Raw genomic sequence first — 24,110 nt, 5'->3', positions numbered from 1 at the left:
CCACCATGCCCCACGCTACGCTGTCTCGCCGCCAGTTCACGCTCGCTACCGCCGCCGCAAGCCTCGCCTTGCCATCGTTCGCACAGAGCGCATGGCCGACCAAGCCGATCCGCATCGTCGTGCCCTACACGCCCGGTGGGTTCACCGACCAGATGGCGCGGCTGGTGCAGATCGGGCTGCAGACGAAGCTCGGTCAGCCGGTGCTGATCGACAACAAGCCCGGCGCCAACAGCCTGATCGGCGTCGATGCCATCGCCAAGGCGGCGCCCGACGGCACGACCTTCGGCGTCGTCATCGCCGCCTACGCAGCCAACACCACGCTGTACCCCAAGCTGCCCTACGACCCGCGAAAGGATTTGACGGGCGTGTCGCTGATGGGGGTGTCGCCGCTGCTGGCCGCGGTGAATGTCGACGCGCCTTTCAAGACCGCGCGCGAGCTCATCGACTATGCGCGCGCCAACCCGGGCAAGGTGAGCTTCGGCTCATCGGGCAACGGCTCGGCCGCGCACCTCACCACCGAGCTGTGGAAGTCGCTGACGCAGACTTTCATGATCCACATCCCGTACCGGGGCGCGGTGCCGGCGCTGACCGACCTGATGGGCGGGCAGATCCAGCTTTTCTTCGACGCGCCCACGGGGCTCATCAACCAGGCCAAGGCAGGCAAGGTGCGGCTGATTGGTGTGGCGGGCGACAGGCGACTGGCGGCGGCGCCCGAGGTACCGACCTTCATCGAGCAGGGCTTCGCGGGCTTCACCGGCAGCACCTGGGCCGGCATGTTGGCGCCAGCGGCTACGCCCCGCGATGTCGTCAAACGCATGTCGGAGGAGGTGGCGCGCATCATCAGGAGCGACGAGACGCGCGCGAAGCTCGACGCGATGGGCACCATTCCGGCGGGCAGCACGCCCGAGGAATTCGATGCCTTCATCACCGCGGAAACCGCCAAGTGGGGCAAGGTCATCCGCACTGCGGGGGTGAAGGCGGAGTAACGAACGGCCTCAGGCCGCGAGCATCAGCACCTTGCACTGGCTCGGCACGATGCGCATGCCCAGCGCGTTGCTGCGGTTCTGTACCGAGAGGCTCGTCATGCGCGTGGCCGGACTGCCCTTCAGCAGCACGGTGAACGAGCCGGTGATGTGGCGCGAAGGCCCCATCACCGAAGGCGAGATCACACCCAGCGTCACGCCGGGGTTGTCGCCGTTGGTGAGCGGCGTGACGGTCGCCAGGTTGTGCGCCGGCGCGAACATGAAGAGGATGTTCCACGCATTGGGAATCGCGGTCGGGCCGAGCGCGAAATTGGGGTAGGGGATGGGAATGGCCGGCGGCGTCTTGCACACGTCGGGAAAGGCCAGGTCCATGCCCATCATCTGGCAGTTGGCAAACATGCTGTCGGCTCCTTGTGTTTCCGGGCTCAGCCCATGTGGATTTGCTTGGCGTCGACCTTCACGACCGCCTGCGCCGTGACCACCGTCTGCGTTGCGTGAATGCGGGCGAGGTCGGTGGCTTCGTAGTCGAGCTGGCCGCAACGCACCTGCTCCGTCTGCTCGGTCATGCGGAAGGCCGTGCGGCTGATGTGCACCAGGCGGTCCATCACGGTCTCGCACAGTCGGCCGACGACATGAATACTTGCGGCCATGGCCTTGACGGCGTTGCCGACGTAGTTCAGCCGGTCTACCTTGCAGTCGGCTTCGGTCGCGGTCAGGGCGAAACGCTCGCTGCTGACTTCCACCGCCTTGGCGGATTGCAGCCTTATGGCTTCGCTGCTCTCGATGTGCACGCCGCCCGCGGGCGTGGCCAGCGTGAGGCGGCCCTTCGTCTCGATGTGCGCGGTGGTGTCGTCGGCCTGGTCGATCACGGCGATCAGGTACACGTGGTAGCGGTCGGGCCCGGCAATCAGCACCGTGTCGCCGAGTTCGGGGCGCAGGAGGCAGCTGGCGGCGCGGCGGCATTGCCAGGCACCGTCGTCGCATTCCACGCGGTACAGCGATCCTTCTGGCAGGTGCTCGACCACCTTGCCCAGGCGCTGCACGGGCGCGTCGTCCGTGCCGGCCTGGGGACTGCGCAATGCTGCGATGTTCATGGGGTTTCGCCTTTCGTGAATGGGATGGAAGATGCATTCCGCTGCGCGGACCAGCGTTCCGCCTCGAACAGGTCGGGGTCGTTGGGCAGCACGCCGGCATGACCGCGCAGGGTTGCGGGAACATCGCGTGCGCCATGCAACTGGGTGCGGAAGAGCCGGGCATCGAAGTTCGCGCCTTCCAGTGCAGCTCCGGAAAAATCCGCGTAGGTGAGGTCCGCGCCGGCAAAGCTGGTGGCGGTGCAATCGGCACGATGGAAGATGCACTGCTGCATGCTGGCCTCTCCGAAATCGGCGGCCGCGAGCTTCGCGTCGATCCACAGGCTCTGGTCGAAATGCGCGCCGCGTGCAACGACCCGGCTCAGGTCGGCTTCGGGAAACAGCGCCTGCGGTGCATGAACGTTGCGCAGCACCGCATCGCGCAGCACTGCGCCCTTGAAGTTGCACTGCGCCATGTGCGCGCCCTCGAAGTTGCAGCCTTCGAGATCAGCGTCGGTGAACTGGCACAGCTGGAAGTGGTGGTTCGAAAAGTCGTGCCCGGCAAGGCGCGACTCGACGAAGACGACGCGCTCGAAGCTTGCCCCCGCCAGCGCGGTCTCGCGCAGGTCGACCTGATAGAACACGGCCCGGTCGAGCTGTGCCTGCGACAGGTCGGCGCCATCCAGCGGCGACTTGAAGAACAAGGTCCGGTCCAGCAGGCCGGCCGCAAAGCGGCTGCGTGAAAGGGCACTTTCCATGAACTTGGTGTCTGCCACGCTGGCCTGCGAAAAGTCGCTGCCCGGCAACTGGCAACGATGGAACACCGCATCGTCCAGCACGGCGCCCGTCAGGTTCGCCGACGGAAGCGTGCATTGCGAGAAGGCGGCTTTCTTGAGCTGTGCATCATTCAGCTGCACGCCGTTGAGCGTGCAACGATCGAACTGGGCTTCTTCGAAGTGCGTGCCGATGCAGCTCACGCCGTCGAAGTCGACTTCCAGGAACACACCGCCGGAGAAATCCATTCCGTCAAGGCGCCAGCCTCTGCAGCTTCGCTCCCTGATCGGTTCGCCGCGCTGCACCATGGATTGCATTCGGTGCGGCGTCATGCGGCCGCGGCTTCCTGGCGCACAGGGTAGACCTTGGCCAGGTGCGTGTAGGCGCCATCGAGCAGCGTGGTGTTGTCCATGAGGCTCTGGGACACGTCGGCGCGAAAGAGGTTGGCGCCGCGCAGGTCGCTGCCGCGCAGGTCGGCCTTCTGGAAGCTCGCGTCGATCAGGTCGGCGTTCAGCAGGCTGGCATGCCGCAGGTCGGTGCGCACGAAGCGTGAGTCGCGTGCATTGGCGCGAGAGAGATCGGTCCGAGACAAGTCGCATGCGGAGAAGTCGCTGTTCTCGAGCCGCGCGTCGCTGAAATCGGCTTGCGACAAGGCGACCTCGCGCAGGCTGCATTCGCGCAGGTGCGCGCCCTGGAACTTCGCCTCGCGAAAACTGCTGGTGCCGACGACGCAGGTGGTGCGCAGGCTCGCACGCGTGAAATCCATCTGCCCATCGGCCTGCACGTCGACGAACACGCTGCTCTCGAGTCGGGCGGCCACGAAGCCGATTGCGCCGGGCTTGCAGCTCACGAGATGCAGCTTGAACAACACGGCCTCTTCGAAGTCGAGCTGCTCCAGCCGCACCTTCTCGAGAAACATGACCACCTTGAGGCTGGCTCCGTGAAAGCGGCAGCGCACGAACGCGGCCTCGATGACCGTGTTGTCTTCCCATTGCGAAGCGCTGAAGTCGCAGTCTTCGCAGAGGATGTTTTCCAGCACCGTGTTACGTAGATGGGCGCCCGTGAACACGGTCTGCCTGCATTGAGCGAAACCCAGGTTGGCGTTGTCCAGCCGCGTGCCGCGCAGCGAAGCACCGTCGAGGCAGGCACGGGCGAGCACGGCACGGGAAAAGTCGGCGTTGTCGAGTTGTGCGCCGCGCAGGTTGGCGCTCTCAAGCTGTGCCCCGCAGAAGCGGGCGCCACGCAGGTCCATGCCCGAGAGGTCGGCGCCGGTCAGGTCCATGTCCGAAAAATCCTGGCTGCCGGCGAGCAGCGTCGTTACCTGCTCGCGCACCTCGGCGGCGCGTGCCGGTGTCATCGGGTCGGCGGCGTCCTGGTGGTGGGCGCTGCTCAGGTACATCTTGCGTTGCGCCGCGGCAATCAATTCGCCGCGGCCCAGGAGGTCGGCGACGGGGGCCATGTCCGCTGCACGCGAGCCCGGCATTTCCGACATGGCCGCGGCCATGCTCTGGAGATGCGGCGCCATCGCTGCGGCGGGAGGCCCCTTGAGCCCGGAGCGCTCGCGGCCTTCGGTCAGCGCCAGCAATGGGCTCAGGTCCGGCTCCGTCGGGCCGGCTTCGGCGGCGCGCGTGCGAAGTGTCTCGCTCAGCTCCTGCTGCTGCGTATGCAGCTTCTGCTTGGCTTCTTCCTGCATGCGCTTGGTGCGCGCGACGAACTCGGGCAGGGCGTCCAGCGTGGGCAGGTCGTCGGCCGGGTCCTGGGGCGGAAAGTAGCGCGCGGGGTCCTGGCCGTCGCCGATCATCTGCTGGCGCATTTGCTCGCGCATCCACTCGCCGTGCTTGTGCGCATTACGGGCCAATGGGCCGAGTGGCCGGTCTTTCAGCGACACGGTGTCGAGCCAGGGGGCAATGGCCGCGGCGGGAACCAGTTCCCGATCGCGAAAGCTGTAGAGCGCGCCGCTTTCCGGATCCAGCCGCCGATGCAGGATGCCCTGGTAATAGCTGGCCGGAAGGGCCTCGGCGCCGGCCTCTTCAAGCGCTGGCATCAGGTGGACGACGTCAGCTACGTCGTCTTCGCGGACGTCCGCCACACCGTGGTAGATCAGCACGATGCGCTCGCGGTGCGGGAAGAACCAGGCGGTCGTCATCCGCATCGGCACGTCGGTGAAGGTGGTCTCGCCGGCCTCGGAAGCCAGCGTCAGGAAGCAGCGCGCGCGCCAGTCCGGCAGGCGGCCTGCCTGATAGGGCTTGTGCGGGTGCATGTTCCAGATTTCGTAGGGCGCGGCATCGGGAATGCGATCGGCATCGCGCCACCACTGGTCTTCGGGCGCCGCATTGAAGAGGTGCCAGTCCATGTCGCCGGAGAAGGCCGGAAAGTCTTCCTTGGCCCATTGGGCGTCGTATTCCTTGCCGATGCGGGCAAAGCGCCGGGGCCACATCACGTCGATGGCGCCGAAGCCAGCGGGGGAGGGCTGCTGGTCGACGCGCTGGATAGGTGCATCTGCAGACTCGACGTTCGGCAGCCGGCGCGTGCGCACGCCGTTGATCATCTCTTCCTCGGCGCCGATGCCGAGTGGGTTGTCTGCAAACGAGGCGCCGCCGTAGGCGTGCTGCCAGTCGAGCGGCATGCGCTCGAAGTCTTGCGGCGGCGTGGCGCGCTTGTCGAGCCAGTAGCGGTCGCCCGAGATGCGCAGGGTTTTTTCGAGCGTGCCGACGCGCATCTTCACCAGGCACTGGTTGCGGATCTGCTGGTGCGCGGTGTAGGCGTGGCCGGTGGCCAAAAACTCTGCGCTGCGCTTGGGCATGCCGAGATCGAGCACACCCTGCTCGCCGATTTCCTCGGCCACCAGGGGCCAGAGCTCGGCGTCCGGATAGAGCATGGGCACGCCATCCATGCCTGTCATGGCGACCACTGTCAGCCCCAGGCGCTGGCGTCGCTGCCATGGAAACGGGCGGCTCAATACGCTGAGCCGGAGAGGCTTGATGACTTTCATGAATCAGGGAATGCGCTCGGGATCAGCGGGGAATGGTCGTGGTCGACTGGCGGCGGTCGATGGCCACGGCCGTCGAATCGGCCGGATCGATCAGCACATGAATCGTCTGGCCGGGCATGAAATTGACCACCAGCTCGCGCGCGATGCGGGTCTTGAACATCTGCTCGAGCGGTGGGCGGCCAGCCAGCTCGGCGGTGCGCACGCGCAGTTCGACGTCGTTGTCGTAGGTGCCCTGTGCAAGCTCCCGCAGGGCAAGCACCTGGGCGCTGGCGGGCTGGCCTTGCTTCACCAGGCGCTCATAGCGCTGCGCTTCCTCGCGGTACGGCCTGTTGTTGCGCACGGTGTGCACGACCACGAACACCAGGAAGACAACGATCAGAACACCAGAAATCAGGGGCAACCAGAATTGCATGGGCGCTAGCTGAAGATGCTCATGACCTTGGCCTGGATCGCCAGCCCGCCGCTGCGGATCTTGGCGCCCGCGGCCTTCACGTTGGCGCCCGAGGCTTCGAGGCTGAGCCCGTTGTCCTTGTTCTTGAAGGCCGAGATGTCGATCTTCACGGTTGCCAGCTGCAGGTTGAGGGCGGCGTAGATCTGCGCTCTTGCGCCCCAGACGTCGAAGGAGGTCGCCACCGCGCCGAAGCGGAAGACGCAGCCGCTGGCGCGCGCGATCCGCCAGTTGTTCTCCTGGGAGGAGCTGATGGTGTGTTGGGGCACGTTGAAGGTGACCTTCGGCGCGTTCACGATGATCTCGACGCTGACGTTCTCGGTCACCGTGCCGGTGATGTTGCGGGTCTCGCCTGCTGTGATGTTCTCCGTGCGTGGCCCCTTGGTGGTGAGCATCTCCGCGCCGTCCACCGTGGCCGTGAGGCCGCCGGTGATGGTCCACGTTGCGCCACCGGTGGTGGTGCGGGTCTCGCCGCCCGCAATGGTTTCGCTCTGGCCGCCGGTGATGCTGCGGGTTTCTCCGCCGGAAATCGTCTCGGTGCGGCCACCCGTCACGGTGCGCGTCTCGCCGCTGTGAATGGTCTCGTTTTCGCCGCCGTTGACCGTGCGGGTCTGCCCGCCGTTGATGGTCTCGACGCCGCCGCTGTTCACGAGCCGTTCTTCGCCGCCGTTGTAGGTGGCGGTTTCCTTGTCGGTGATGGTGGTGGTGCGCGTGCCGATGACGTCGAGCTTTTCGTTGACGTGGATGACGGAGGTGCGGTTGCCGCCCACGTCGCGCGTCTCGTCGGCTTCCACTTCCACATCGAGATTGCGCTCGGCGTGCAGCAGGATCTGCTCGGCGCCCGTGCGGTCTTCGAAGCGCAGCATGTTGGCCTGGTTGGCCGCGCCGCCGGTGCTGGAGCGCGTGAGGATGCCGCTGGCCGTGGCGTTGGCGGGCAACTCCCATGGCGGCATCTGGTCGCTGTTGTAGACGCGGCCAGTGATGATGGGGCGGTCGGGCTCGCCACCGATGAAATCGACGATCACTTCCTGGCCCACGCGCGGCATGTGCATGGTGCCGTAGTTGGCGCCGGCCCAGTTGCTCGACACCCGCACCCAGCAGGAGCTGTTTTCGTCGGACTGGCCATAGCGGTCCCAGCGGAACTGCAACTTCACGCGGCCGAAGCGGTCGGTCCAGATTTCTTCGGGGCCGACCACGGTGGCGGTCTGCGGGCCGTTGGTGCGCGGGCGCGGCGTGTTGCGCGCGGGGCGATAGGCCACGGTCGAGGGCAGCACGGTGAAGTCGAATTCGCACACCGATTCGGTGCTGCCGCCCGTGGAGTATTCGGGCTCCTGCAGGTCGTAGCGGGTTTCGGTGACGAGGTATTCGCGATTGTCCGATTCGCGCGGGCAGTGCGTCATCTCGAACAGGTAGCCCGGCGCCATGCCGACCACGTTGGTGTGACCCGATGCCAGCTCGTGCGCGCACTGCAGCTCCTGCAGGCGAATCTTTGCGTAGGCATCGCCCTGCTGGTGCTCGCTGTAGCCGCCGAGCCATTCGTAGACCTCGTAGGTCGAATGCTCGTGGGCCTTCGGGTCTTGTTGCACGCTTTGCAGCGAGGCGCGCGACTTCTTGAAGTCGAAGTCGTCGAGCATTACGCGGCCGGAGGTGATCTGCTCGGACACGCGCCACTGGTCGATGCAGGGCTCCATCGCATTGAGCACGCGGTCGCGCGGGCGGTAGGTAATGCTGGCGTGGCCGGGCAGCGGCTTGTAGCTGCCTGCATCGTCGGCCAGCACCAGCAGGTGCGATCCGTTGCTGTGCTCGAAGTGGTAGGCGATGCCTTCGTGCTCCATGAGGCGGCTCACGAAGGCGAAGTCGCTTTCCTGGTACTGCACGCAGTACTCCTGGGCGGAGTAGCTGCCTGTGAGGCGCTTCTCGAACTGGAAGCCGTACTTGCCCAGCACCTCGTCGAGCACCTCGGGCACGCTCTTGTTCTGGAAGATGCGGCAGTCGGTGGTGCGCGTGAGGTACCACAGCCAGGGCTGCACGAGCGCGCGGTAGATGTAGTGGCGGCCGGTTTCGTTGGCGCGGCCCACCAGCTCGAAGCGCACCACGGTGCCGTTGAGAAAACGCGGCGCGCCTTCGTCGGCGAGTTCCAGCGTGAGCGAAGTGCCGAGCAGTTGCTTCAGGTCGAGGCTGAAGCTGGTGCTGACCATGTCCACTTCGAACTCGAAGAGTTGCGAGAGGCCTTCCTGTCCCCGCATGGAGCGGAACTTGAGCTGCTCGGCGCTCAGGACGGTGTGGACTTGGACGGTACGCGGCATTCGGAACTTCCCTGACCCTTGGGCTTCTGCGGCTGAGAAACCTTCGGTGACAGTCTAGAAATTCCTTATGTCACATAAATGACGCGAGGGGCGCAGAAGGGCGCCTTTCTCCTCTGAAACAACGCGTAGAAGAAGCCCTTACATCGAGGCTTCGAGCATGGCCTTGTAGTCGTCGCGCGTGGCCAGGCGCGGGTTGGTCTTGTGGCAGTGGTCGGCCATTGCGCCGTCGATGATCTTCTCGAACAGCGCGGGCGTTACGCCCACTTCAGCCAGGCCCTTGGGCAGGCCGAGGCGTGCGTTCATGTCGCGGATCGCGTCGCCGAGATCACCGGCCGAATCGAGGTGCATGGCCTGCGCCATGCGCTGCAGGCGCTGTTCCTTCTGCACCGATTCCGCGCCCGAATTGAAGTGGATCACGGCAGGCAGGAAGAGGGCGTTGAGCGTGCCATGGTGCAGGCGTGGATCGACGCCGCCCAGGCTATGGCTCAGCGAATGCACGCAGCCCAGGCCCTTCTGGAAGGCCATGGCGCCTTGCATCGAGGCGCTCATGAGATTCAGGCGAGCCTCGCGGTCGCTGCCGTCTTTTGTTGCGCGCTCGATGTGGCCCCAGGCGCGCTCGAGCCCGTCGAGGCCGATGCCGTCGGCCGGCGGATTGAACGCGGCCGACATGAAGGTCTCCATGCAGTGCGCAATGGCATCCATGCCGGTGGCGGCCGTGAGCCTGGGCGGCAGGCCCAGCGTGAGCTCGGGGTCGCAGATCGCGGCCTTGGGCATCAGGAACCAGCTGTGAAAGCCGAGCTTGCGATGGTCGTCGACGATGACGATGGCACCGCGAGCCACCTCGCTGCCGGTGCCGCTGGTGGTGGGCACCGCAATCAGCGGCACCGCGCGATCGGTGATCTTCGGTGAGCCGCCCTCGATGGTCGCGTAGGTCTTGAGCGGGCCCTCATGCGTGGCCGCAATGGCGACGCCCTTGGCACAGTCGATGGCGGAGCCGCCGCCCACGGCGATCAGGCCGTCGCAGCGGCCGCTGCGATACAACTCGACGGCCGCACGCACCGCGGCTTCGGTGGGGTTGGAAGGCGTCTGGTCGAAAACCGAAACCTCGAGATCAGCGATGGCGTCGAGCGCCTTCTGCAGCACGCCGGCTGCGCGTACGCCTGCATCGGTCACGATCAGCGGGCGGTTGATGCCGATGCGCGCGCATTCGCTGGACAACAGCTTGATCGCGCCGAACTCGAACTGGATCTGGGTGAGGTATTGGATGAGTGCCATGGGGATGAAGGCCTCCGGGAGTCCGGGGCAGTACGATTGCCGACCAGCCAAATCTAACAAGAGCGATCAGTCTTGCACACGAAAGAAACCCTTGCCGCTGTCGCGCCGGGAACACCTCCCGCCATACGACTTACCCCGAAGATGGCCAGCGTTGTCGAGCGCATGGCGCGCGCCGGCCACCCCACGCTCGACCAGCTCACGCCCGAGGAGGCCAAGGCCTCCTACGAAAAGGGCGCGGGCGTGCTCGAAGTGCCCAAGCCCGAACTGGCGCGGGTGGAAGACTTCACCATTCCCGCGCGCGACGACTTCGCGATCCCGGCACGGTTGTATGCGCCGTCCACCGATGTGCTGCCCGCGCTGATGTACTTTCATGGCGGCGGCTTCACCGTCGGCAATATCCGCACGCACGACACGCTGTGCCGCGTGCTGAGCGCCAAGAGCGGATGCGCGGTGGTGTCGGTGGACTACCGCCTCGCGCCCGTGCACAAGTTTCCGACGGCGTCGAATGATGCATGGGACGCCTTCGCCTTCCTGGCCCACGAGGGTAGACGCGTCGGTGTCGACACGCGGCGCCTGGCGGTAGGCGGCGACAGCGCCGGCGGCACGCTCGCGGCCGTCTGCGCGATCCTTGCGCGAGATGCCGGCCTGCCGCTCGCGCTGCAGATGCTGATCTACCCCGGCATGACAGCCCATCAGGACACGGCCTCGCACCTTCGCCACGTCAACGGCCCGCTGTTGACCAAGGCGATGATCGATTTCTTCTTCGCGGAATACGTGCGCACGCCGGCCGACCGCGACGACTGGCGCTTTGCACCGCTGCTGGCCGACGACGTCGACGGCGTGGCGCCGGCCTGGATCGGTCTGGCCGAATGCGACCCGGTGGTTGATGACGGCATTGCCTATGCCGACAAGCTGCGCGCTGCCGGCGTGGCGGTCGACCTGGAAATCTACCGGGGCGTGATCCACGAATTCATCAAGATGGGCCGGGCGATACCCGAGGCGCTGCAGGCGCAGGACGATGCGGCCCGGGCACTCAAAGAAGCACTGACACCATGAGCGACACAACAGCTACCCAACGCAAGGATTTCCGTTTCTTCCACCGCCTGCGCGTGCGCTGGGCCGAAGTCGACATGCAGAAGATCGTCTTCAACGCGCACTACCTGATGTACTTCGACACCGCCATCGCGGACTACTGGCGCGCGCTGGCGCTGCCGTACGAAGAGGCGATGCACGCGCTCGGGGGCGATCTCTACGTACGCAAAGCCACGATCGACTTTCGGGCCTCGGCCCGCATGGACGACGTGCTCGACGTGGGCATGCGCTGCACGCGCATCGGCAATTCGTCGATGGTGTTCGAGGGCGGGCTGTTCCGGCAGGACCAGTTCCTGGTGGGCTGCGAGCTGGTCTATGTGTTCGCCGACCCGGCCACGCAGACCTCTAAGCCGGTGCCGGCGCCGCTGCGCGAGGTGCTGACCGGTTATGAGGCCGGCGAGCGCATGAGCACCGTCGAGACGGGCGACTGGGCCACGCTGGGCGAAGGCGCGAGCGCTTTGCGGCGCGCGGTGTTCATCGAGGAGCAGAACATTCCCGAAGCGATGGAGTGGGACGAGCACGATGCCGTGGTGCTGCACGCGGTGGCGCGCAACCGCATCGGGCAGGTCATTGCCACGGGCCGGTTGCTGCCGGCCGAGAACGGCGTCTCGCACATCGGGCGCATGGCGGTACATCGCAACCTGCGCAGCGGCGGGCACGGCGCTGCCGTGATGCAGGTGCTCGAAGAGGCCGCCAGGGCCCGCGGCGACAGCGTGGTGGCGCTGAACGCGCAGCGCAGCGCCGAGCGCTTCTATGCGCGGCTGGGCTATGTGCCGCATGGCGATGGCTTCGAAGAGGCCGGCATCCCGCATATCGAGATGCGTCGGTCTCTTCTTTCTTCTTCTCAATAGCTTCAATAGCGGCTGGGTGGGTCCGGCACGTAGCCCGGGTCCGAACCCGGGAACGGCGATGGGCCCGCGGGACGCGGCCAGCGCGGCGGAGGCGGCACCGGAATCACGCCCGCGACGACGAGGTTCTCGCGGCTGTCGTAGCGGATGCGCACCACCTCGTCGGGCGAGGACTGCGCGCGCTCGAAGGTGGTCTTGCCAACGTACGAGGTCTCGCGGCGGCCGTGGGCGGTGCCCAGGCTCGGGCTTGGGGCTGCCTGGCGAGCCATGCTGCCCGAGGCGGACGCCTCCGCAGCGGGTGCGCTGTCTGCCGAGCCGGCCTTCGCACGCGCATCACCTTGGTACGACGACGATGACTCGCTGCGGCGCTCGCGTTTGCCGTATTCGTCGCGGCGCGGGTATGGCGTGATGGGGGGCGGAAGCGGCTCGGGCATGCGCTCGCGGAACATTGCGACGCCGATCACGCCGACGTCGTCGGGCCGGCCGGTGCGGCTTGCGTAGGAGTTGCCGGCCGCTGCGAATTCGAAGGCCGCGATCTGCGAGTCGCTCTTGCGCCAGCCTGTGATGTCGCTGCGCTCGCTTGCGCTGAACACATAGCCGTTCTGCCCGACGCCCGCGGTTTCGCCGGTGACGACGTTGACGCCGTCCACCGACATCACGGCCATGATGCGTTCGCCCATCGCGTTGCGCGCCCGGATGGCATAGCGCGCGCCGGGACGGCCGGCCACCCAGTATTCGCCGCGGTGGCGGTAGATCGGCAGTTCCGCGCCGGTACCGCGGTCGACCACGCTGATCTGCATCAGCGAGCCGATGCGGCTGGACGGCGTGGGCGGAGCGTAAGACCGCTCTGGGCTCTGCGCGCAGGCCGAGAACGAAGCCACGGCGCTCAGGGCCAGGGCGGTGGAGAAGAATCTGCGCTTCATGGTGTGTCTTCCTTGCCAGGAGTTGATCGGTGCAGGCTTCTACGGCGCAGCATCGGCGGCAGGGTTAAACGACGCGCAAAAAAATGGCGCTATCTGTTCGATAGCGCCGAGCGCCCCTTTTCTTCAAGGGCGTTGGGGGTAAGGGGCTCAGATGTCTTCGAGCAAGGGGTAGGGCAGCGGCTCGACGGTGAGGGCTGCGCCGTCGGCCGATCCGACGCGCAAGCCACCGGCTTCGAGCGCGGCGATCTGCATGGAGATCAGCGCGGACCAGCCGCCATCGGGAGCCGGCGCAGCTTGCGCTACGGTTCCCACGGGCTGATCGGCGTCGCCGGCGGCGAACACTTCCTGCCCGGCGGACACGGGGGCATCGGCCTGCACGAGGTAGGTGCGGCGCTTCAGCGTGCCGCGGAACTGGCTGCGCGCGACCACTTCCTGGCCGGGGTAGCAGCCCTTCTTGAAGTTCACGCCGCCGACCGATTCGTAGTTGATCATCTGCGGCACGAAGGCTTCGATGACCGGCGTGGTCAGCGTCACGATGCCGCTGCGGACTTCGCTCCATTGCCACAGGCTGGCGTCGACTGCCGGACCCACGGGGGCAGCATGGCCGGCCGGCGCGATCCAGAGCGCGCGCGGAACGCCGTCGGCGGGGTACAGCGACACGGCGCTGACCTCGTCGCCGACTGCCGTGCGCTTGCCGGGCAGCGCGGCGGCGTCGAGGCCGTTGCCGGTCAATGCCGTGCCGGCCAGGCCGTACAGCGCGAACTGTTCCGTGGCGTCCGTCAGCTTGACCTTGGCGCGCAGTACGAACATCGACAGGCGCTTGAGCGTGGCGGCCAGGATGTCGCGGCTGCACACCAGCAAGATCAGTTCGGGTTGCGGCTTGATGCCGATGAAACTTGCGATCACACGGCCCTTGGCAGTGCACAGCGCGGCCAGGCGGGCGTCGGAGGCGCCTTGCAGCGAGAAGTCTTGTGTCAGCTGGCCGTGCAGGAAGCTGGCGGCATCGGGGCCCTCTGCACGGATCACACCAAGGTGGGAGAGGGCGGTCACGCCATTGAGAACGACAGTGGTCATCGCTGAATTATCATGGCCGTGCCTGTTCCTTCGGGTCGGCAGGGGCTCCCACCCTGCAACCTGCAAGGCCACCGGTTTTTTCATCTCCTCCTCCGGCTTTTCCCCGTCATCCCCACATCGGATCCGTGCGCAGCTTCTTCCTCACGCTTTTCCTGCTCGCCGCCCTGATTGCGCTTGCGCTCGGCGGCGCTGGCCTCTGGTGGGTGCACCAGCCGCTCAAACTGCCCGCGCCCACCGTCGATCTGTCGGTCGAGCCCGGCACCACGCCGCGCGGCATTGCGCAGGCCGTTGCCGACACGGGCGTCGACGTGCAGCCGCAACTGCTCTACCTGTGGTTCCGCGTTTCGGGGCAAGACCGCCAGATGCGCGCCGGCAGCTACGAGCTGGAGCGCGGCATTACGCCCAAGCTGCTGCTCAATATCCTGGTGCGCGGCGAGGAGGCCACGCGCAGCCTGGTGCTGGTCGAGGGCTGGAACATCCGGCAGGTGCGCGCTGCGCTCGCCAAGGCCGACCAGCTCAAGCCCGACAGCGTGGGCCTGACCGACGAAGCGCTGATGGCCAAGCTCGGTAAGCCGGGCATGCACCCGGAAGGGCGCTTCTTCCCGGACACGTACACCTACTCGAAGGGCTCGACCGACGTCGCCCTGCTGCAGCGCGCGATGCGGGCCATGGACAAGAAGCTCGAAGCCGCCTGGGCCGCCCGCGCCTCCGATCTGCCGCTGAAATCGGCCGATGAGGCGCTTATTTTGGCCAGTATTGTCGAAAAGGAGACAGGCAAGGCCAATGACCGCGCGGAAATCGCGGCCGTCTTCACCAACCGTTTGCGCATCGGCATGCCGCTGCAGACCGACCCGACGGTGATCTACGGCATGGGCACGGCCTTTGAAGGCAACCTGCGCAAGAAAGACCTGCAGACCGATACGCCCTGGAACACCTACACCCGCGGCGGGCTGCCGCCCACGCCGATTGCCATGCCTGGCAAGGCCGCGCTGCTGGCGGCGGTGCAGCCGGCGCAGAGCAAGTCGCTGTACTTCGTGTCGCGCGGCGACGGCACCAGCCAGTTCAGCAGTTCGCTCGACGACCACAACCGCGCGGTCAACCAATATCAGCGCGGCGGCGGCAGTCCCAACAAACCGAAGGCGACCCAATGAGTGACAACGGTCTGTTTCTGACGCTGGAAGGCATCGATGGCGCCGGCAAGTCGAGCCATCTCGATGCGCTGGAAGCGCTGTTCAGGGCGCAGGGCCGTGAAGTCGTGCGTACGCGCGAGCCCGGCGGCACGCCTCTGGCCGAGACGCTGCGTGGGCTGATCCTCGAAAAGCCGATGGACCCGCTGACCGAATCGCTGCTGGTGTTCGCGGCGCGGCGCGATCACATCGTGCAGGTCATCGAGCCGGCACTGGCGCGTGGCGATGTGGTGCTGTGCGACCGGTTCACCGATGCGACCTTTGCCTATCAGGGCGCAGGACGTGGCTTCGATGAAGCCGTGCTGTCGACGCTCGAGCGGTGGGTGCAGGCGGAGGCGGGCAGGGCGACGCTGCTGCAGCCGCACATCACGCTGTGGTTCGACCTTGCGCCCGAGATTGCTGCACAACGATTGGCCGGGGCCCGCGTGCCCGACAAGTTCGAAGCTCAGCCTGTCGAGTTTTTCAGCCGCGTCGCCCAGGGCTACGCGGCCCGTGCGGCTGCCGATGCGAAGCGCTTCGTGCGCATCGACGCCAGCCAGTCTCGCGACCAGGTCTGGCAGCAGGTTGAAACGGCGTTGGTGGCGCGTGGCGTGCTGAATGGTGGTGTCATCCGATGAGCGCTCCGGCACTGACTCCCTGGCTGCGCCGGCCGCTCGCGGAACTGCTGCGCCAGCGCGGCCATGCCTGGCTGCTGCAAGGCCCCTCCGGCATCGGCCAGTACGAACTGGCGCTGGCGCTCGCGTCCGCGTGGCTGTGCGAGCAGCCGACCGAGGAGGGCACCGCCTGCGGCCACTGTGCCAGCTGCCATGCCATCGAGGTCCGCACCCACGCCGACCTGTGCGTGCTGATGCCCGAAGTCGCCATGCAGGAGCTGAACTGGCCGCTCGACGAGAAGGCGCAGGCCGACATCGACGACAAGAAGCGCAAGGCCAGCCGCGAAATCCGCGTCGAGGCGATGCGTGATGCGGTCGGCTTCGCTCAGCGCACCAGCGCGCGCGGCCGCGGCAAGGTGGTGCTGGTGTATCCGGCCGAGCGCATGAACACGATCACCGCGAATGCGCTGCTGAAGACGCTCGAGGAGCCGGTCGGCGACGTGCGCTTCGTGCTCGCCAGCGAGGCTGCGTGGCAACTGCTGCCGACCATTCGCAGCCGCTGCCTGGGTTTCACGCTGCCGTGGCCCGAAACAGCCGAGGCCGAAGCCTGGCTGGCCGCGCAAGACGTGCCCGCCGCCGATGCGGCCGCCCTGCTGCGCGCTGCCGGCGGCCGGCCAAGCGACGCCTTGCGGCTTGCGCGCTCGGGCCAGTCACCCAAGGCATGGGCCTTGCTTCCCAAGGCGATGACGCGCGGCGACGTGGGTGCTCTGGCCGATCACGCGCCGGCGCAGGCCGTCGGTGCGCTGCAGAAGCTTTGCCACGACCTGATGGCTGTCGGCAACGGTGCCGAACCCCGGTTTTTCGATGCTGCCGATTTGCCTGCGGCCCCGTCCCGGCTGGCGCTGGCGCGCTGGTCGAAGTCGCTTGCAAGCGCCGCAAGAACCGCGGAACACCCGTTCAATGCGGGCCTCATGCTGGAAGCGCTTGTGAGCGAAGCGCGAACCACCCTAAACTCTGCCGCTCGTCGCCCATGAATCAACCCACAGCCCCCGCCGCCAACGCCACGCCCGCCCGGCCGAGCGTCATCCAGCTCGCCATCAAGGAAAAGGGTGCGCTGTACGCGGCCTACATTCCGCTGTTCGCGGAGGGCGGCATCTTCATTCCGACCACCCGCGAATACCGGCTCGGCGACGACGTCTACGTGCTTTTGACACTGCCGGAAGACCCGCAGCGCTATCCGGTGGCCGGCAAGGTCGCCTGGATCACGCCATCGCGCGCGGCTGGCAACCGGGCGCCTGGCGTGGGCATCCGTTTTCCGTCCGACGAAAAGTCGCGCCAGTTGAAGGCGCGCATCGAGGCAGCATTGGGTGGCTCGATGGCGTCCGACCGCCCCACGCAAACTATCTGATCGGCTTCTCCTCGCTGCGACCCGGCAAAGCCGGTGTTCGCGGTATTTCTGGCATGGGCCCGACAATCAGCGCCATGTTTACAGACTCTCACTGCCACCTCACGTTTCCCGAATTCGCGGACCAGATGCCGCAGATCCGCGCCGCCATGGCCGCCGCGCAGGTCGACCGGGCGCTTTGCATCTGCACCAAGCTCGAAGAGTTCGATGAAGTGCAGGCCCTTGCTGCCAGCTACGACAACTTCTGGGCCAGCGTGGGCGTGCACCCCGACAACGAGGACATCGCCGAACCCAGCGTCGAAGACCTGGTGCGGCTTTCAGCCCGGCCGCGCGTGGTTGCCATCGGCGAGACCGGCCTCGACTACTACCAGATGGAAGAACGCAAGGGAGGCCGCAGCATTGCCGACATGGAATGGCAGCGCGACCGTTTTCGCGTGCACATCCGCGCCGCGCAGCAGACCCGCAAGCCCTTGGTGATCCACACCCGCGAGGCCTCGGCCGACACGGTGGCGATCCTGAAGGAGGAGGGCGAGGACGGCGGCGGCAACGCGGCCGGCGGCGTGTTCCATTGCTTCACCGAAACCGCTGAGGTGGCGCGCGCGGCGCTCGACCTCGGTTTCTACATCTCGTTCTCCGGCATCCTGACCTTCAAGAAGGCCCAGGACTTGCGCGACGTGGCCGCTTTCGTACCGCTGGATCGCATGCTGATCGAGACGGACAGCCCTTATCTCGCGCCCGTGCCGTACCGCGGCAAGACCAACAATCCGTCGTATGTGCCATTCGTGGCGCAACAGATCGCCGAGCTGCGAAAAGTGCCCGTAGAGGCCATCGCCAAGGCGACGAGCGACAACTTCGAAACATTGTTCAGGGACGTCAAATCATGAAAAACTACATTAAGAAGTCGATTTATCTCGTTGTCATTACTGCATCTTTTGCAGCACACGCAGGCTCGTTCGAGGATTTCTTCCGGGCCGTGCGTGGCGACAACGCCAGCAGCGTGCGCAGCCTGCTGCAGCGCGGGTTCGACCCGAACACGCGTGACGAACACGGCCAGACCGGCTTGCTGATCGCACTGCGCGAGCCGTCGCCGAAGGTCATCCAGGTGCTGATCGAGTCGCCGCAGACCAACGTGGATCTGGCCAACGCCAAGGATGAAACCCCGTTGATGCTGGCCGCGATCAAGGGCCAGCAGGACCTGGTCACGCAACTGCTGAAGCGCGACGCGGCAGTCAACAAGACGGGCTGGACGCCGCTGCATTACGCAGCCACCAGCGGCCAGTTGACCATCATGAAGGTGCTGCTCGACAACTACGCTTTCATAGACGCGCAATCGCCCAATGGCACCACGCCGCTGATGATGGCGGCGATGTACGGTTCGAGCGAAGCGGTGAAGCTGCTGCTGGCCGAGGGCGCCGATACGACGATGAAGAACCAGCTGGGCATGACAGCCGTCGACTTCGCGAACAAGGTGAACCGATCGGACACCGCGGCGATGATCACCGCGGCTGCGGCGGCACGGGCCAATGCGCCCAAGGCAATACCCAAGGACGGCAAATGGTGAGACAGGCAGGCGCCAAGTTGGCGGTCGGCTTGACGATGATGGGCCTTGCATCCGGCGCGATGGCACAGCACGCGATCTACAAGTGCGTTCAGGGTGGCAAGGTCGTTTACTCGAATGAGCCTTGTCCGGATGCAAAGAAGATCGAGATCAAACAGACGAAGGGTGTGAATTACGAAGGCAGAGGCTCTGGGGGGGCGCCGAAGCGCTAAGACAGCGGTTGGTGGTCGCTTGTTGAGTTCTTTATTCTGTACACAATGTGCATTATGTTAAATGCCACACGCGTCGAGTCCTTCGTGGCTAGGGTGAGATGCGTTTGCCATTGGTCATGCCCGTTCCACCGTCGGGCCAGTCCACTCTGGGCCGTACGCTTACGCAGCAAGGGCCTCTCTGCGGACCAACTGCGTTTTTGGGTTGAGGGCCAGGGAATGAAATGGCGACGTGACCCAGCCACTGGCCCGGCAAATCCTTTCCCCGGAGATCATCTAAAGAGCGCAAACGCTGGGGCGTCCTAAGATCGGACGGTTGCCAGACAGGCTGGAAGTTGCTACAGCGTTGGAACAAACCGTGGGCACAGAAGATGGCGTCATCGTGCCCGAAGGCAAAGTTCCTTGCCACCGGCATGAGCTTTGTGCAGCGTGCGCGACTGCGCCCTACTCCTGCTCGTCATCACCAGAAAGTCGAGCGCCACCCGCCGTGCTCAACCCAAGCCGTCCGTGCGCTGGTGGAGGCGATCCACAGGAACAGGAAAAGATTCAGTTCCTCCATTCGCTGTCCCCGCCCTCTTCAATGGCGTCGCCGCTCGACTTCATGGCAAGGCGCGGCTCAGTGCACGGCGTGCGCAGAAAAAGGCGGTAGCTCCCGGCGTCGCCTGCGACTTGCAGGCATGGCAAGACGGCCTGGGGCAGTTGCCCCAGTACCGAATGCGGTACTGCGACGAACAGGGACTCCTGTGATCGCTTATCCGCAAGCCGCAGCGGGTCGGCAATGTGCAGTGCTCGCCCGCCTGAATAGAACGCAGCGGAGAACATGCGCTCCTGCACGAACGCCAGTGGCGTTTCCGATCGCAGTTGGGCGCGGTACAACTGCACCACTGCCTTGGCCGATTTGGCTTCAGCACGGCCGCCTGCGGTGAGATTGAGCAACCATCCCGCAAACAAGACGGTAGCGACGAGCGTTCCGGCAAACAGCAGCCGGCGCGCAACGCCGTCGTCGCGATCATTCAACCAGAGCGCGGCCAACAACGCCAGCGGCGGCAGGCCTGGAAGCACATAGGTCCAGAGGATATTGCCGGCAGCCGTGAAGATCACGCACGGCGCGAGACCGCAGGCCAGCAGATAGAGAACGAACGACCGCCGCGCGTCCGCGCCATCTGCCGGCGAACCTGTGCTCCTGCGCCGCGTGCGCCAGGCGGCAAGCGGCACCACGATGCTCCACGGAAGAAATGCACCTGCCAGGAAGAGCCAGATGGTGCCGCGGGGAAAGGCATGCGCCGAACCGTAGCGGTCACCCTGCCAACCCGAAACGACGAATCGGTTCCAGTGCTCCCCGATGAAAAAGTAGTCGAGGAAACCGGGCGTGCGTGTTTCGGCGAGCACATACCAGGGGGCAGCAAGGGCCAGGAGCAGTACACCGTTTCGCATCCACGGCGCGGCCTGCCACACCCTTCGCGCCTGACGCGTCCACAAGGACCAGGCTCCGGCAGGCAACAGGATCAGCGCGCATCCCACAGGGCCCTTCGCCAGGAGAGCGATCCAGAGCCCGGCGATGAACAGCCACGCCTCGCGCTCGCGGTGCTCGGCCGGCCCTTGCAGCGCCAACCAGAAGCTGCGCATCGACAGCACCGTGCCCAGGCACAGCGCCATGTCGGTCGTCACGGCGCCGGAGACCGTCCAGAACAGGACCGTGGTGGCGAGCAAGGGCAGCACATAGGCGGGCCGCCGCATCCCGGCGCACCGCGCCCAGTCGTACGTGAGCACGGCAATCGCAACGGCCATCAGAAAGTGAGGCAAACGCGCGGCGAACTCGTTGGCTCCGAAGATCTGCATGCTCCCTGCGGAGAGCCAGAAGGCCAGCGGCGGCTTGCCCCAGAACGGCGTGCCATCGGTGAACCAAGGCGTGATCCAGTCCCCGCGCTCCGCCATTTTTCGCGCGATCTCGCCATAGCGTCCCTCGGTGGTGTCCATCAGCGGATAGCCCGCCAGAGAAACCAGGCGCAGTGCAACGAGAAAAACGAGGATGCAGGTGGTCGCCGTGCCCAGCGCCTGCCGGGTGTCGGTAAGAAGGCGCGACATCAGCGAGCAGCGTTCGATTTCGACTTGGACGGCACCGTCGCCGGCTCGTAGACGTCGATCAGGTAGATCGGGCGACCTTTGGTCTCGGTGAAGATGCGCGCCACGTATTCGCCGAGCATTCCCATGCACAGCAATTGCAGCCCGCCAAGGAACAGCATGCTCACAATCAAGGTCGGGAAGCCCTGCACCGCATCGCCAAGAATCAGCGCCTTGAGGAAAAAGAAGATTGCATATGCGAAGGCGCTGCCGGCGCTCGCGAGGCCGAGAAGCGTGGCCACCTTCAGCGGCGCGGCCGAGAACGCGGTGATGCCGTCGAAGGCGAGACCGATGAGCTTGAGGAAAGGCCATTTGGTCTCGCCGGCCGCGCGAGCGTAACGCTCGTAGTCGATGGTTGCCTGCGGAAAGCCAACCCAGGCGAACAGCCCCTTCATGAAGCGCCCGCGTTCGGGCAACTGGTTGAGGGCGTCGACCGCCCGGCGGCTGAACAAGCGGAAGTCACCCACGTCTCGCGCGATCGGCACATCGCTCACGCGCTCGATGAGGTGATAGAACGCGCTGGCGGTGGTCCGCTTCCACCAGGATTCGCCCAGGCGCACTCGCCGCCTCATGTTCACCACGTCGGCACCGCCGCGCCAGGCCGCGACCATCGCGGGAAGGAGCTCGGGAGGATCCTGCAAGTCGGCGTCGATGACCACCACCGCCTCACCGGTTGCGAGTTTCAGCCCTGCGCTCATCGCCGCTTCCTTGCCGAAGTTCCGGGTCAGACGTGCATAGGAGGTTCCGGGGTGGCTGCGCTGCAGGCGCTTCAGCAGATGAATGGTCTGGTCGGTACTTCCGTCGTCGATGTAGATGATTTCGTACGCCACGCCAAGGTCTGCCAGCACAGCGGTCAGGCGACGCTGGAATTTGACCAGCACCGCCTCTTCGTTGAAAACCGGAACCACAACACTGAGCGTTACGGCGGCAGCCGGACGCGGAGTCGCCCTCCCCGGCCGGCCCCACACGGCGTTTGTTGGCGGCCCACCGACAGTGCGGCCAGGCGAATAGAACCGATCGGAGCGCGCGCGATAAGGGGAACTTGAGCCGACAGAGTGAAGCATTGAAATCGCACCAGGACAACAGGATTTCCGCATCCTCTGCCTGGAAGACTTTCCGGCGACTTACCGGCCCTGCCCCGCCCCTCGCGCAGCTACGGCCGCCCTTGCGCACCTGAACGGGCCAGCAGAAATCTCATGCCCGGTTCGGCGTCTTCTGCGGACAGCTTCCATCCATGCGCCTGCGCGATTTCCTGGCAAATGGCCAAGCCAAGGCCGGCGCCATGGTCACGCCGATGTGGGCCACGCCAGAAACGCGTGAACATCATCGAAAGCTGCGCCGGATCTGCGCCCGGTCCCCAATCCCGAACCGCCATTGCCTCGGCGCCCACCTCGACGGCTACCTTGGTGCCTCGCGGTGCGTGCTGGATCGCGTTCTCCATGAGGTTCTTCAGCACCGTGAAAAGTGCGCCCCGATCGGCGGTCCAGTGAACCGCCTCGCCATGGAGTTGCACCAAAAGATGTACGCCTGCTGCCTTGGCCATGCGCTCCAGGTAGGCGACGCCCTCTTTCACGACCTCCTGCACATCAACTTCCTTGAAGCTGTAGTTCTGAACCTCGCTGGCCTCGGCCAAGTGCAGCAGCTGTTGCACCTGGCGCGCCATGTGTTCAACGTCTTTGAGCAATGACTCGCGGCCCACACCTGATTCGCTCAATTCGATTTGTGCGCGGATCAACGCGAGCGGCGTCTTCAGCTCATGCGCTGCCGTCGCAAGAAATTCCTGCTGGATGCGAAACCCGTGCTCCAGCCGTTCGAGCACGCGATTGAAGCTTTCCACGAGCGGCACGATCTCGGATGGAACGCCATCGACCTGTAGCCGGGCATGGATGGACCTCGGGGCAATCGCCGCTGCGGAAGCCGCCACATTTCGCAGTGGCTTGAGCGTGTAGCCCAGGACCAGGTACGCGCATGCACCGAACACGATGAGCAGGACGAGGCTGAACACGGCGATCCCGGCGGCCACGAACGGCAGCACGAAATGCCGATGCACGAGATCTCCAAACCGTGTGCTCGCGGCGAACTGCAGGAACCACTTCCGGCCGGCGTGCTCCACCGGCACGGTGGCGCCGTGTATCGGCATCCCGCTGTGTTCGAACTTGAAATATCCGCGTTCCCCCTGCGGGGCTGCCCCCGCCCAGAACGCTTCGCCCGACGCGGACGACATCACGGTCTTGCCGGAGGCATCGAGGACGCGGTAAGCCACCTCTTGCCTGAGGCTCTCGTACATCCAGTCCGCACCGCGTTCACGCGCATCGAACCCGACGGGCGTTCCCGAGTCGTCGAACTGCAATGCGCCCGCGAGTTCTTCGGCGCGTCCCACCAGATCGGCAACGAACAGGAGATCGCTGCGCACCGTCAGCACGGTGATGGCGATCGACGCGATCAACACGATGCTCAGCACTACGCCGACCACGAACGCCAGCAGGATTTTCAGGCTGAGGCTATGCAGCCACGCCGGCTTCGCGAAGCGCATAGCCCAGCCCTCTCACGTTGACGACTCGCTGCCGCGAGCCGATGGCGAGCAGTTTTCGGCGAAGCCGGTGCAGCGCCACATCCAACGCGTTCGGCGTGACGGCTTCCCCCAATCCCCACGCTGCCGCCTCCAGCGCGGCTCGGCGCACCGTCTCGCCGCCGTTGTGCATCAGGAGGAGCAGTATCTGCATCTCCGCAGGCGCCAATGCCGCGCGCTCATCGCCGCAACACACGCTTCCATCGGCGGGCTTCAACTGGAGATCGCCGTGCGCGGGATCGAGCGGCCGGCACGCCGTTGGGCGGCGCAGCAGTGCCCGCACGCGGGCCACCATCTCGTCCATCGCGAACGGCTTGGCAAGGTAATCGTCGGCGCCGGACTCGAGCCCTTCCACCCGATCGCGCAAGGCATCGCGCGCCGTCAAGACAAGGCACGGCACACCGAATCCGCGCGCACGCAGGCGTTGCAGCAAGGCCAGCCCGTCTCCATCGGGCAGTCCCCGGTCGAGCACCAGCGCGCCGTAGGGCACTTGCTGGAGGGCCGCCCATGCGGCGTCGCCGCGATGAACGACGTCGACCGCAATGCCTGCCGCTTCAAGCCCGCTGCATGTGAGCCGGGCCAGCCGTTCATGGTCCTCGACCAGGAGAATTCGATTCATCGGCAGCGATGCGGAAAGCTCGGGAGCGCTCGTCAACGTTCATGTCGCATCGACGAGCAAGGGA

The 24,110-nt window shown here is 65.8% G+C and carries 23 protein-coding genes; 10 read left to right on the top strand and 13 right to left on the bottom strand.

Annotation, left to right across the window (positions count from 1 at the left end; genetic code table 11):
- Positions 1-5: 5 nt before the first annotated feature.
- The gene (locus AC07O3_RS08130; protein WP_495339042.1) at positions 6-986 is read left to right on the top strand and encodes a tripartite tricarboxylate transporter substrate binding protein; all 981 of its coding nucleotides are present in this window, start codon (positions 6-8) and stop codon (positions 984-986) included.
- A gap of 9 nt (positions 987-995) precedes the next feature.
- Here the strand turns inward: AC07O3_RS08130 and AC07O3_RS08125 are convergent, their stop codons facing one another.
- The 7 genes from AC07O3_RS08125 to gbd form a co-directional block, all read right to left on the bottom strand.
- Positions 996-1,382 carry a DUF4150 domain-containing protein gene (locus AC07O3_RS08125; protein WP_093056806.1) on the bottom strand — a complete coding sequence of 129 codons (387 nt, stop codon included), beginning with the start codon at positions 1,380-1,382 and terminating at the stop codon, positions 996-998.
- A 26-nt stretch (positions 1,383-1,408) separates the two neighbouring features.
- Positions 1,409-2,077 carry a DUF3540 domain-containing protein gene (locus AC07O3_RS08120; protein ID WP_097199230.1) on the bottom strand — a complete coding sequence of 223 codons (669 nt, stop codon included), beginning with the start codon at positions 2,075-2,077 and terminating at the stop codon, positions 1,409-1,411.
- Positions 2,074-3,075, bottom strand: coding sequence for a pentapeptide repeat-containing protein (locus AC07O3_RS08115; RefSeq protein ID WP_495339041.1), 1,002 nt, complete (start codon positions 3,073-3,075; stop codon positions 2,074-2,076). Before AC07O3_RS08115 ends, AC07O3_RS08120 begins: the two co-directional genes overlap by 4 nt.
- A gap of 80 nt (positions 3,076-3,155) precedes the next feature.
- Positions 3,156-5,819, bottom strand: a complete 2,664-nt coding sequence (locus tag AC07O3_RS08110) for a DUF2169 family type VI secretion system accessory protein (RefSeq protein ID WP_495339040.1) — start codon at positions 5,817-5,819, stop codon at positions 3,156-3,158.
- A 22-nt stretch (positions 5,820-5,841) separates the two neighbouring features.
- Positions 5,842-6,231 (bottom strand): hypothetical protein, encoded by a 390-nt coding sequence (locus tag AC07O3_RS08105; protein ID WP_093173497.1) that lies wholly within the window; start codon positions 6,229-6,231, stop codon positions 5,842-5,844.
- Positions 6,232-6,236: 5 nt separating this feature from the next.
- The gene (locus tag AC07O3_RS08100) at positions 6,237-8,573 is read right to left on the bottom strand and encodes a type VI secretion system Vgr family protein (RefSeq protein ID WP_440531569.1); all 2,337 of its coding nucleotides are present in this window, start codon (positions 8,571-8,573) and stop codon (positions 6,237-6,239) included.
- A 138-nt stretch (positions 8,574-8,711) separates the two neighbouring features.
- Complete coding sequence (gbd, locus tag AC07O3_RS08095; protein ID WP_093074169.1) at positions 8,712-9,848, bottom strand: 4-hydroxybutyrate dehydrogenase; 1,137 nt, start codon at positions 9,846-9,848, stop codon at positions 8,712-8,714.
- Positions 9,849-9,989: 141 nt separating this feature from the next.
- Here gbd and AC07O3_RS08090 point away from each other — a divergent pair, with 141 nt between their 5' ends.
- Positions 9,990-10,904 (top strand): alpha/beta hydrolase, encoded by a 915-nt coding sequence (locus AC07O3_RS08090; protein ID WP_495339039.1) that lies wholly within the window; start codon positions 9,990-9,992, stop codon positions 10,902-10,904.
- Positions 10,901-11,791: a YbgC/FadM family acyl-CoA thioesterase gene (locus tag AC07O3_RS08085; RefSeq protein WP_093173503.1), complete on the top strand. Its 891-nt coding sequence runs from the start codon at positions 10,901-10,903 to the stop codon at positions 11,789-11,791. The genes AC07O3_RS08090 and AC07O3_RS08085 overlap by 4 nt, the downstream gene beginning before the upstream one ends.
- A 2-nt stretch (positions 11,792-11,793) precedes the next feature.
- Here the strand turns inward: AC07O3_RS08085 and AC07O3_RS08080 are convergent, their stop codons facing one another.
- Positions 11,794-12,711, bottom strand: coding sequence for a hypothetical protein (locus AC07O3_RS08080; RefSeq protein ID WP_495339038.1), 918 nt, complete (start codon positions 12,709-12,711; stop codon positions 11,794-11,796).
- A 147-nt stretch (positions 12,712-12,858) separates the two neighbouring features.
- Positions 12,859-13,785 (bottom strand): CAF17-like 4Fe-4S cluster assembly/insertion protein YgfZ, encoded by a 927-nt coding sequence (gene ygfZ, locus AC07O3_RS08075; RefSeq protein WP_373423591.1) that lies wholly within the window; start codon positions 13,783-13,785, stop codon positions 12,859-12,861.
- A gap of 125 nt (positions 13,786-13,910) precedes the next feature.
- Between ygfZ and mltG the strand changes: the two genes are divergently transcribed.
- The 7 genes from mltG to AC07O3_RS08040 all read left to right on the top strand — a co-directional run bounded on the left by mltG (position 13,911) and on the right by AC07O3_RS08040 (position 18,740).
- A complete protein-coding gene (gene mltG, locus AC07O3_RS08070; protein ID WP_495339037.1) occupies positions 13,911-14,936 on the top strand; it encodes an endolytic transglycosylase MltG in 1,026 nt (341 codons plus the stop codon).
- On the top strand, positions 14,933-15,589 hold the full coding sequence (tmk, locus tag AC07O3_RS08065) for a dTMP kinase (protein ID WP_495339036.1): 657 nt from the start codon (positions 14,933-14,935) through the stop codon (positions 15,587-15,589). Before mltG ends, tmk begins: the two co-directional genes overlap by 4 nt.
- Positions 15,586-16,599 (top strand): DNA polymerase III delta subunit-related protein, encoded by a 1,014-nt coding sequence (locus AC07O3_RS08060; protein ID WP_093056793.1) that lies wholly within the window; start codon positions 15,586-15,588, stop codon positions 16,597-16,599. Before tmk ends, AC07O3_RS08060 begins: the two co-directional genes overlap by 4 nt.
- On the top strand, positions 16,596-16,973 hold the full coding sequence (locus AC07O3_RS08055) for a PilZ domain-containing protein (RefSeq protein ID WP_093056792.1): 378 nt from the start codon (positions 16,596-16,598) through the stop codon (positions 16,971-16,973). The genes AC07O3_RS08060 and AC07O3_RS08055 overlap by 4 nt, the downstream gene beginning before the upstream one ends.
- A 74-nt stretch (positions 16,974-17,047) precedes the next feature.
- A complete protein-coding gene (locus AC07O3_RS08050) occupies positions 17,048-17,854 on the top strand; it encodes a TatD family hydrolase (protein WP_495339035.1) in 807 nt (268 codons plus the stop codon).
- Positions 17,851-18,531 (top strand): ankyrin repeat domain-containing protein, encoded by a 681-nt coding sequence (locus AC07O3_RS08045; protein ID WP_495339034.1) that lies wholly within the window; start codon positions 17,851-17,853, stop codon positions 18,529-18,531. Before AC07O3_RS08050 ends, AC07O3_RS08045 begins: the two co-directional genes overlap by 4 nt.
- On the top strand, positions 18,525-18,740 hold the full coding sequence (locus AC07O3_RS08040; RefSeq protein WP_256329306.1) for a DUF4124 domain-containing protein: 216 nt from the start codon (positions 18,525-18,527) through the stop codon (positions 18,738-18,740). The genes AC07O3_RS08045 and AC07O3_RS08040 overlap by 7 nt, the downstream gene beginning before the upstream one ends.
- A gap of 543 nt (positions 18,741-19,283) precedes the next feature.
- Here AC07O3_RS08040 and AC07O3_RS08035 read toward each other — a convergent pair.
- The 4 genes from AC07O3_RS08035 to AC07O3_RS08020 form a co-directional block, all read right to left on the bottom strand.
- A complete protein-coding gene (locus AC07O3_RS08035; RefSeq protein ID WP_495339033.1) occupies positions 19,284-20,822 on the bottom strand; it encodes an ArnT family glycosyltransferase in 1,539 nt (512 codons plus the stop codon).
- On the bottom strand, positions 20,822-21,826 hold the full coding sequence (locus AC07O3_RS08030) for a glycosyltransferase family 2 protein (protein WP_495339032.1): 1,005 nt from the start codon (positions 21,824-21,826) through the stop codon (positions 20,822-20,824). Before AC07O3_RS08030 ends, AC07O3_RS08035 begins: the two co-directional genes overlap by 1 nt.
- Before the next feature lie 185 nt (positions 21,827-22,011).
- Positions 22,012-23,391 (bottom strand): sensor histidine kinase, encoded by a 1,380-nt coding sequence (locus AC07O3_RS08025; protein ID WP_495339031.1) that lies wholly within the window; start codon positions 23,389-23,391, stop codon positions 22,012-22,014.
- A complete protein-coding gene (locus tag AC07O3_RS08020; RefSeq protein ID WP_426388673.1) occupies positions 23,360-24,046 on the bottom strand; it encodes a response regulator transcription factor in 687 nt (228 codons plus the stop codon). Before AC07O3_RS08020 ends, AC07O3_RS08025 begins: the two co-directional genes overlap by 32 nt.
- Positions 24,047-24,110 lie beyond the last annotated feature (64 nt).

The organism is Variovorax sp. GW821-FHT09D05, assembly GCF_059416325.1.
The sequence above is the reverse complement of the archived record's forward strand: the minus strand, read 5'-3'. Positions and strand labels throughout refer to the sequence as shown.